Annotated in this window: 10 protein-coding genes; 4 read left to right on the top strand and 6 right to left on the bottom strand. The window is 58.5% G+C overall.

The window, feature by feature from the left end:
* Nucleotides 1-121: 121 nt before the first annotated feature.
* A complete protein-coding gene (locus AC1DNK_RS29805; protein WP_477944834.1) occupies nt 122-478 on the bottom strand; it encodes an FAD-dependent monooxygenase in 357 nt (118 codons plus the stop codon).
* Nucleotides 479-1,055: 577 nt separating this feature from the next.
* Here AC1DNK_RS29805 and AC1DNK_RS29800 point away from each other — a divergent pair.
* Nucleotides 1,056-1,382 carry a hypothetical protein gene (locus AC1DNK_RS29800; RefSeq protein ID WP_477944833.1) on the top strand — a complete coding sequence of 109 codons (327 nt, stop codon included), beginning with the start codon at nt 1,056-1,058 and terminating at the stop codon, nt 1,380-1,382.
* 299 nt (nt 1,383-1,681) lie between these two features.
* On the opposite strand, the gene AC1DNK_RS29795 is transcribed toward AC1DNK_RS29800, so the two are convergent.
* From AC1DNK_RS29795 to AC1DNK_RS29775, 5 genes are all read right to left on the bottom strand, one after another.
* Nucleotides 1,682-1,981, bottom strand: a complete 300-nt coding sequence (locus AC1DNK_RS29795; protein WP_477944832.1) for a helix-turn-helix transcriptional regulator — start codon at nt 1,979-1,981, stop codon at nt 1,682-1,684.
* Nucleotides 1,982-2,057: 76 nt separating this feature from the next.
* Nucleotides 2,058-3,320, bottom strand: coding sequence for a type II toxin-antitoxin system HipA family toxin (locus tag AC1DNK_RS29790; RefSeq protein ID WP_477944831.1), 1,263 nt, complete (start codon nt 3,318-3,320; stop codon nt 2,058-2,060).
* Nucleotides 3,321-3,341: 21 nt separating this feature from the next.
* Nucleotides 3,342-3,695, bottom strand: coding sequence for a hypothetical protein (locus tag AC1DNK_RS29785; RefSeq protein ID WP_477944830.1), 354 nt, complete (start codon nt 3,693-3,695; stop codon nt 3,342-3,344).
* A complete protein-coding gene (locus tag AC1DNK_RS29780) occupies nt 3,692-4,090 on the bottom strand; it encodes a hypothetical protein (RefSeq protein WP_477944828.1) in 399 nt (132 codons plus the stop codon). The genes AC1DNK_RS29785 and AC1DNK_RS29780 overlap by 4 nt, the downstream gene beginning before the upstream one ends.
* 516 nt (nt 4,091-4,606) lie before the next feature.
* The gene (locus AC1DNK_RS29775; RefSeq protein WP_477944826.1) at nt 4,607-5,077 is read right to left on the bottom strand and encodes a hypothetical protein; all 471 of its coding nucleotides are present in this window, start codon (nt 5,075-5,077) and stop codon (nt 4,607-4,609) included.
* A 45-nt stretch (nt 5,078-5,122) separates the two neighbouring features.
* Here AC1DNK_RS29775 and AC1DNK_RS29770 point away from each other — a divergent pair, with 45 nt between their 5' ends.
* The 3 genes from AC1DNK_RS29770 to AC1DNK_RS29760 all read left to right on the top strand — a co-directional run bounded on the left by AC1DNK_RS29770 (nt 5,123) and on the right by AC1DNK_RS29760 (nt 7,428).
* Nucleotides 5,123-5,251, top strand: a complete 129-nt coding sequence (locus AC1DNK_RS29770; protein ID WP_477944824.1) for a hypothetical protein — start codon at nt 5,123-5,125, stop codon at nt 5,249-5,251.
* A gap of 512 nt (nt 5,252-5,763) precedes the next feature.
* Nucleotides 5,764-6,348 carry a hypothetical protein gene (locus tag AC1DNK_RS29765; RefSeq protein ID WP_477944822.1) on the top strand — a complete coding sequence of 195 codons (585 nt, stop codon included), beginning with the start codon at nt 5,764-5,766 and terminating at the stop codon, nt 6,346-6,348.
* Between the two features lie 312 nt (nt 6,349-6,660).
* Entirely contained in the window at nt 6,661-7,428 is a 768-nt protein-coding gene (locus AC1DNK_RS29760) for an ArdC family protein (protein WP_477944821.1), read from the top strand.
* The last annotated feature ends 95 nt before the right edge of the window (nt 7,429-7,523 follow it).

The following is a 7,523-nucleotide window of genomic DNA, read 5'->3' as shown; positions in this document are numbered from 1 at the left end:
CAGCGCGAAGAAACTGCCGACATCGGCGACTTACTTCCGTTCCGCTTCTCCAAAAACCCCGCCAATTGATAGGCCCGGATATCGCTTCGCAAAAGGGGCCGGTGCGGTGATGCCGCATACGTCAATGTGCATGGAAGATCGCGCTTACGGTTTTCCGGTAGATGTGGTTGCCTAACAGCCTGAGCATCGAATCCCGGACGAATCCCGATCCCGTCCGCAACCTGTCTCTCTTCCGCGATTTCTCCTGCACCAACGCGATCCGCGGGGAACGAACCGTGTGGAACTGCTCCAGCGCCCGGTCGACAGGTTCATGGGAGGTGAGGATGTTCGCAAGTACGACCCCGTCCTCGAGCGCCATCGCCGCTCCCTGCGCCACGCTTGGAGACGTGGCATGTGCGGCGTCTCCGATCAAAACGAGGCGGTCTGCTATCCAGCGTCGTGCTTGCACCTCCTGGAGGGCCGCGCGATAGACCTGCACATCACTGCGCAACCCGGCGACGACTGGCCCCAGTGCACCGCCGAAATCCCTGAACAGTTCCCTCAGATTGGCTATGGAGCCATCTGCGAACTCGGGGGACGGAGGGATGGGGATGCTGGCAGGATTGTGGCTCCGATCCGTCGTGCGGAAGGGCGTAAAGCCAGCTGACGAGCGCTCGCCCGACCTTCCCTAGGCGGCGCCATCTTCATCAAGAAGTACCTTAATGAGCGTGCCCTCGTCTCTCAGACCACTTCGGAATGCGAGCACAATACGTTTGGCAAGCTCTTCCCGATGCATGTCCAATGCGATCTGCTTCGTCACAGAAACGTGGTCAAAAACGCGCTGGCAGATTGCTAGGTCGCGAGGCGATAGGATCGACGCCTCTCTTGTCTCAAACATCGAAATCCCTTGTTTCATTGAAGGCCTGCGATCCGATGGCTGTATTGCGTGGGGTCCATGAAGAACAAAAATTCGTCGATCAGTTCGGCTTGATCAGGCTTCGCTGATCAGAAGAAGGCTCCTGTCGTCGCCGATAAATGCGGCTTGAAGGCCGAGGAACTTCGCATGAGCTAGTATCATGTCAGACGTCTTCGCGACATCCGGACGCTGCCAATTCAGGTCGATGAAACAGTTCAGCAAGTCCTGCATTGAAATCGGCCAAAAAGAGACGAAGAGCAGTGAGTTGAGTTCTGTCTGCCACGCGAAAGTTAATTCAGCTTTGTTCTGCGTTCAACCGAAAAACAGTGGCCGCCAAGTCCGTCCGGCCGGCCGGAAACCGTTACCGGTTGCCGATAAAGCCTTGGTGTCAAACCATTCGTTTCGGCCCCAATGGTTCCGCGGGCTTAGTCTCGATGGGCATGGAAAAAGTGAAGCGGATCATTTTCTCGTCGGACAAAACCGCTAACGTTCCTCCGTGGGCGTGAGCGATATCTGATGAAATGTAGAAGTCTAACCCCATCCCCTGGCTTTTCGAACTCTCCGCTCGTTCAAAAGGTTAAAAAAGCTTGTTGAGAGATTGCACCGGGGTTGGCGCCTTTCCAAGGAGATTGGAGAACATCTGTCCCAGCCGCGCATGGTCGATCGGTAGCGCAGCGTGGTCGAGATCAATCTGTGCGGCGTCTAGCCTATCTCTGGCGTCAAGATGGTAGGCGATCAGCTCAGCGAAAATTTACACGTTCCTATCGTCTCGGGGTTGTTCGCCTTTTAGTTTTGAGTGTTAGCACGGCTCTCTGCCCTCGGCACAAAACCTACCGAAAATCCGAACAGGCGCCCAATTCTTTCCAGTGTTTCCAGTGTCGGGTTTGCTTTGCCGGTTTCGATCTCAGCCACTTGACGCCGCGTAAGTGCCAGCGTTTTGGCAAACTCTTCCTGGGTCATGCCGAAACTCTTCCGGATTGCCGCTACTGCGTCGGGCAGCCTTAAATCACCAGTTCGAGCTCGCTCAGCAAGCCTGCGCCGGTTCTCAAGAACCTGTTCTTTTGTGGGCTTTTTCCAGCGAGCCATTCACCTTTTCTCCGGCATCATAACTTCGCCTGCAAAACGCTATCGGCGATTTGAGTGCAGCGTGACATCGCGCGCTCTAAAATTTCCGGACTGCCGCCAGGTCTTTCGCAATGCTCGGCGCCTCATGCAGTCGTTCCGCAAATGTCAGAAGTGCGGACGCGAGTATCTTTTGCTCCGTGAGATCGGGAAACAGTTCGGCGCAAATTTTCTTCCAATCAGGGAAATGATCCCGGCCGGAATCTCGCATCGTGGCCCATCTGGTGGAGCGAACGATCCCCTCCTTGGCGAGCCGCATTGGTGCGAAATCAAAGAGCGGAGACAGACGGACAGTTCCGTCTTGGAACTTGGTGAGCGCGGTATTTCGACCATGATTGTCGGGATTGCCGAGAGCCAGGTTGGCGATGTCCCGTTTCAGGTACTCTACGACGTCCGCGAGGGGATCGGCGGAATATTGGCGCAGAATGTCGATATAGGCCTCATGCGTGCCAACATATCCGAAGTCGGCAACGCCAATGGCCGAAACAAGGCTTTCTTGACCAAGCCGGACGGTTCCACCTCCCTCTTTTTTCTTTCGATCAAAACGTGGAATGATGAGGACGCCTTCGGCGTAGGTCGAAGGTTCACTGACATTAAGGCCGATGTCTTGAGCGATCCGCGAATAGAGCGCTTCGCCTTCAAGAATGAGCCGGTCTACGGGCTCATTGCTGCGGACCAGCTTGACGATCACATGCCGCACGGCCTCATCGTCGGACACGAAGCTGTCGGGATAATAAAGGCCATCTGTAGCCTGAGTCATGGAGACCTTCAGCCATTCGCCTTGCAGGCCACTTGAGCCCGAAGCAAGCATACCGAAACGATCGGCGACTTCCATGAAACGATCTGATCGTTCAAGGATCTCAGCCTCTGTCACTCCTTGGCGCTGCACACAGTGTAGCCGCTGCTTCTCTGCCTCAGCGGCTTCCTTTATGCGGACATTACCTATTCCGCCTGCAGCAGAGCGCAGAAGTAGAGGAAGATCCGAGCTGCGTGCTCCCTCGCTGAGGCCTAAATGTTCGGCCAGCTTGCGCCTTGGGTGTCCTTGCGGCATTAGATCGAGCAAGAATGGTGGCCACGTTGAGGTATATCGATTCTCGAGGTCAACGGGATAACGGATTGAAAGTGCGCGATTGCTACTTGCCGCGTTTCCTTCTGCAAAATCCACCGATGCGAACCGTATAAAGTAATCGAGATCGTAATCGACTATCGACGCACCCTGAAAACCGGCTACGTCGTTCTTGAGTTCAAGTGCCGCGGCTTGATGCCATTCATCCTCGAAATGGGTTTGAAGAGTGACGAACATTAATTGACCACCTTTGGTGGATCAATATATTCCATATTCTTCGTTATTCACCCATTTAAGGGGGTGTATATAGGCTGAGATTCCCGGTTTTGCCTTCCGCGTGATCAAAGTCGGCCTAATGCGTTCAGGAGACGACAACTCACGATCGCCTCGCACCAGATCGCCGATCGGTACGCCATGCCATGCCACGATTAGGTCAAGCGCAGCCCGGTTGGCAACGGCTGTGGCGGCGGGCGGCTTGAGTTTGAGGAAACGTTCCGCGGCACTGCCTTCGTTGATCCAGTCATTGTCGCCTGCAAGTTTGAAGACCGCATCGGCTGCATTTTCGGTGTTTGCATTTTCTTCGATGATCCGCGCACCTATTGCCGCCTTCATGTCCTCGTTGAACGAGGTCGCATGCTCACTGCGAGTACGGAAGGCTTCCAGGAAGCGCTGGCGCAAAGAAGACACATCGACGCGGAACTACCCATGTCGTCACCGACCGCCGCCTGCGCGATGGAAGGTTGGTCCGGTGCCTTGTTCTGAATGATCTCAAGCGTCCTGATGCGCTGCCGCTGTACCCGGCGGCCGGTCAGGAACAGGCGGCCATCGTGCATCGGGCCAAGGATGACGGCGCTGGCTGCAGACAGATATGCATTTGGATAGAGGTATTTGGCAATGCGCACAGCGTGAAGGCGTACTGTATGGTCTATGTCATCGTCGGCGTCGACATAGATGCCGCACATGAGCTGGACAAGCTTTCCAGCCTCTGCCTGGCGGTGAGGGCTCATTTTATCAATGTTTTCCGCCGACGAGATGCAGAGGCATAGAGGAAACTTTCTCGTATTTCAGATACGCGATAGTTGCATTGTCACATTCGAAATTCAATACATGTGAAACGTTCGCGCATATTAAATACGCAAAAGTTTCATCCCAGCAAAATAGCATCCAGCGGATCCGCCTCTATGCAAAGCTTTGTCTGCGCACTGGGCGTCAACTCGGTGGCCAAAATGCCGGCCCAAAACTGAGGCGGCACGCTGTGGGTCACCAGCCGGCGAGGACAAGAGACGCTGGATGCGGGACGGTCGCCCTCAGCTCGCGTAACCGGGCGGGGTCTCCTGCCATCTGTGCCACGACCTGGCGAGGCTCCGTCCCTTGAGGTGGAGCGTGACGACAAGAGCCGGCAGCAGGACGATATTGGCGCACTATCTTACCAGGGGCGGGACGCCGAAACCGCACCGGCGGCTGCGTTACCGCGGGCCGAACGGTGGTAACGTGATCAGCATCAGTTTCGCCTGGGGCTGTCTTTACCGTCTTTGCGGCGACAATTTCGGCTGGTCGTATTCGGTGACCTCGATGACCGTACCGCGCTTCGGCAGGTTGGCTGACAGCCAGTCCCGCTGGGCGCCGAGGAAGGCCACAAGGTCAGTCGTAAAGAGGCCATCCTGATCGCCCGGCGCAAAGAGATCCTCCTCCCGCCCGCGCGCCTCCCACCATGAAGCAGTTTGCTCCGCACCATTCGGCGCATACTGTCTTCCAGACCAGCTCATCGACGTGATGTCGTTCCGCCGTAAGAGCGGCATTGCCGAACGTATCGCCGGCAGCGCGATTGGTGCCGACACGTTCCTTCCGAACATGGCGTCCGATGCGTTTTTCTCCTGTCTGTCCCGCACCGCGCTCGAAGCAACCGACGAAGCGGCGGGCGTTCCGGTCGAGACGAAACTGAAGATAGGTGCACAGCTCCCATTGCACATTTCGCAGACGGCAGCTTCGGTCATCTGGCGTCGCTAATCGTACCTGCCACCGAGGCCGAAGCCTAGGCGATGACGCAACTTGCAAGCGCGGCGGATGTCGGAGAGGACGAACCTGAAGCGGCGGCCAACCCGGCCGCGGCTGGTCTCGATCATGTCGGCGACGAGGTGGACAGCAGGTTCAACGAGGCGACCGAATAACCGGAGCGTAACGACGGGTTAGCGCCTGCCCAGCGCCGCCGGTTCTCGCCGGCGGCGTCTTGTCACTATCATCTAGGCAGGTCGGTGCCTGAGGTTGCGCTGCCGCTGCAGCCAGACTCCTTGCGGCCACGCGATCGGTTTGTGGGTAGGCAATACCGCTGAAGCGCGGCTAGGGCGGGACGGTAGTGGTGACGCGCCGGTCTGATGGCGGCGTATCGGCCACAGGTTCATACGCTCTGACCCTCGGCTTCGTTGCGGTCTGAACCGGACGGCGCCCGGTCAAAGGCCGCGTGCCGCGCCGCATCGCGGCAGTCTCGATGCGCGGTTCGCCAAAGCGCGGCTGCGTTTTCTGCAGGCCTGGGCCCGCAACCTCCGCAACCGCACCTCGCTCTCTTGCATCGTCCTGACCTTGGGCCGGGCCGCTTCGCCGGTTCGTATTGACCGCACCCGAGGGACAGCACCCAAAACAGGACCTCGGGTTTTTGCCCAACCAGACCGAAAGGACACCGACCATGGCACCGCTCAACCGTTCTGCTGCGACGAATCGCTCAACTACACCCCGCGCGACGACCCTCGAAATGGTCCGGCATGCCTGCCCGGACACCGCGCAGGCGCTGCGCATCTCGGAAAGCTTTGGCCTATCCGTTGTCGACAGCGAGGGAATCCGCGACCTGCACCGCCAGCAGCTTATCGATGGCGCCGAGGCGATGAAGGACGGCCTCGGCGAGAAGGCGATGCAGATCCATATGCAGCGCATCGTCGGCTCCTTCGTCGGATCGGCTCATGGAGCCGGGCTGTTTTATAGCCGCTCCGTCACCGAGGCACGCGATCTGACCGCCAGGCTTAGCAACGATCTGCGCGACGAAGATCTCGAGGGTCCGGTCGGTTTCGACAGCCGCGCCCAGAGAAAACGCGAATTCGCCGCCGTCATGGGGCTTCAGGCCCATGTCCTGCGCATGGCGGCCGAGGGCGCCGTTGTCGCTTACGAAGACATTATCGGCGAGACCTGGAAGCCCTATGAGCGCAACGGCTCGCCGAATCCCGCGACCTCCATCGACCAACGCGCCGCGTCGCTACAAATATCGGCTTTCGACTGAAGGCGCACGCTCACTGATCCATCTCGAAAGGCCGGCCTCGTCCGGCCTTTTCTCGTGTCACTCAAGGCGGCCCAGGCGCCGAGCGCGGCTCATCCCGGTTTGCGGTCTAGCCCGAGGGCAACATGAAAGCGGCGCAACAGACAAGCCGTCCTCCACTCCGTTTCGGCCCGGCACTCCTTCTCACCCGGCGCGATGGTCTCGAGCCGGGTGCGCCGCTGCCGCCCGCGCGCTGGTCGACCGCCGTGACGAGCCGCGATCGGCGCGGTGTCGAAGATGAAGGAAAAGACGATGAAAAAGTCAAAGAAAACGTCAATGAAATTATCTGGCGAGACCGGTGCTGTGCGCCCGGACGTCTACACACGGATCACCGATATCATGCTCGCTCGGTTGGAAGAGGGCGTGCGCCCTTGGGTCCAGCCGTGGAGCGCCGCCCGGCTTGCAGGATGCGTGTCGCGCCCGCTTCGCTTCAACGGCGAACCATATTCCGGCATCAATGTCCTGCTCCTCTGGTCTGAGGCCGCAAGCCGCTGCTTTGGTGCCAGCACCTGGATGACGTTTCGCCAGGCGTTGGAACTTGGAGGCAACGTGCGCAAAGGCGAGACCGGGACGATGGTCGTTTATGCCAACCGCATCAGGAAGACCGAGACCGACGCCAACGGCGACGACGTCGAGCACGAAATCCCGTTCCTGAAAGCCTATACCGTTTTCAATCTCGAGCAGATCGAAGGCCTGCCTGCGGGTTTTGGCGCATCGCCGCAGACGCCGGCCTTCAAGCCTGTCGAGCGTCTCGAGCATGCCGACGCCTTTTTCCGGGCAACGGGGGCAACGATCCGCCATGGTGGTGCGGCAGCCTTCTATGCGCCCGAGCGGGATGTGATCCAGATGCCGCCGATAGAGGCGTTTCGCGATGTCGATTATGCGACGCTCGCCCATGAGGAAATCCATAATGCCGACCGCCGGATTATGCCGATAAGGGTGGGAATGCGCCGACGTTCGCAACGATTCCGGCGCATCCTGCGCGGCATAATCGTAAGCGCGAATTTCTATGCGCCTTCTGAAGCGCAGTGCTCTGATGCATGAAGTGTCCACCAAAAACAGGTGGACACCAAATCATGGACGATGCTCCTAAACTGCAGGTGCGGCTTGTTGGCCGCGACGGCCGCCGTCGATATGAC

Source organism: Rhizobium sp. 01N424, assembly GCF_056399485.1.
Note: the sequence above shows the minus strand (reverse complement) of the source record. Positions and strands in the feature narration are given on the sequence as shown.

What these genes read in the sequence shown, in the direction of transcription:
- AC1DNK_RS29795 (WP_477944832.1), bottom strand. Translation starts at nt 1,981, where the DNA reads ATGGCTCGCTGGAAAAAGCCCACAAAAGAACAGGTTCTTGAGAACCGG.
- AC1DNK_RS29800 (WP_477944833.1), top strand. Translation starts at nt 1,056, where the DNA reads ATGTCAGACGTCTTCGCGACATCCGGACGCTGCCAATTCAGGTCGATG.
- AC1DNK_RS29780 (WP_477944828.1), bottom strand. Translation starts at nt 4,090, where the DNA reads ATGAGCCCTCACCGCCAGGCAGAGGCTGGAAAGCTTGTCCAGCTCATG.
- AC1DNK_RS29775 (WP_477944826.1), bottom strand. Translation starts at nt 5,077, where the DNA reads ATGACCGAAGCTGCCGTCTGCGAAATGTGCAATGGGAGCTGTGCACCT.
- AC1DNK_RS29770 (WP_477944824.1), top strand. Translation starts at nt 5,123, where the DNA reads ATGACGCAACTTGCAAGCGCGGCGGATGTCGGAGAGGACGAACCTGAA.
- AC1DNK_RS29790 (WP_477944831.1), bottom strand. Translation starts at nt 3,320, where the DNA reads ATGTTCGTCACTCTTCAAACCCATTTCGAGGATGAATGGCATCAAGCC.
- AC1DNK_RS29760 (WP_477944821.1), top strand. Translation starts at nt 6,661, where the DNA reads ATGAAATTATCTGGCGAGACCGGTGCTGTGCGCCCGGACGTCTACACA.
- AC1DNK_RS29765 (WP_477944822.1), top strand. Translation starts at nt 5,764, where the DNA reads ATGGCACCGCTCAACCGTTCTGCTGCGACGAATCGCTCAACTACACCC.
- AC1DNK_RS29785 (WP_477944830.1), bottom strand. Translation starts at nt 3,695, where the DNA reads ATGAAGGCGGCAATAGGTGCGCGGATCATCGAAGAAAATGCAAACACC.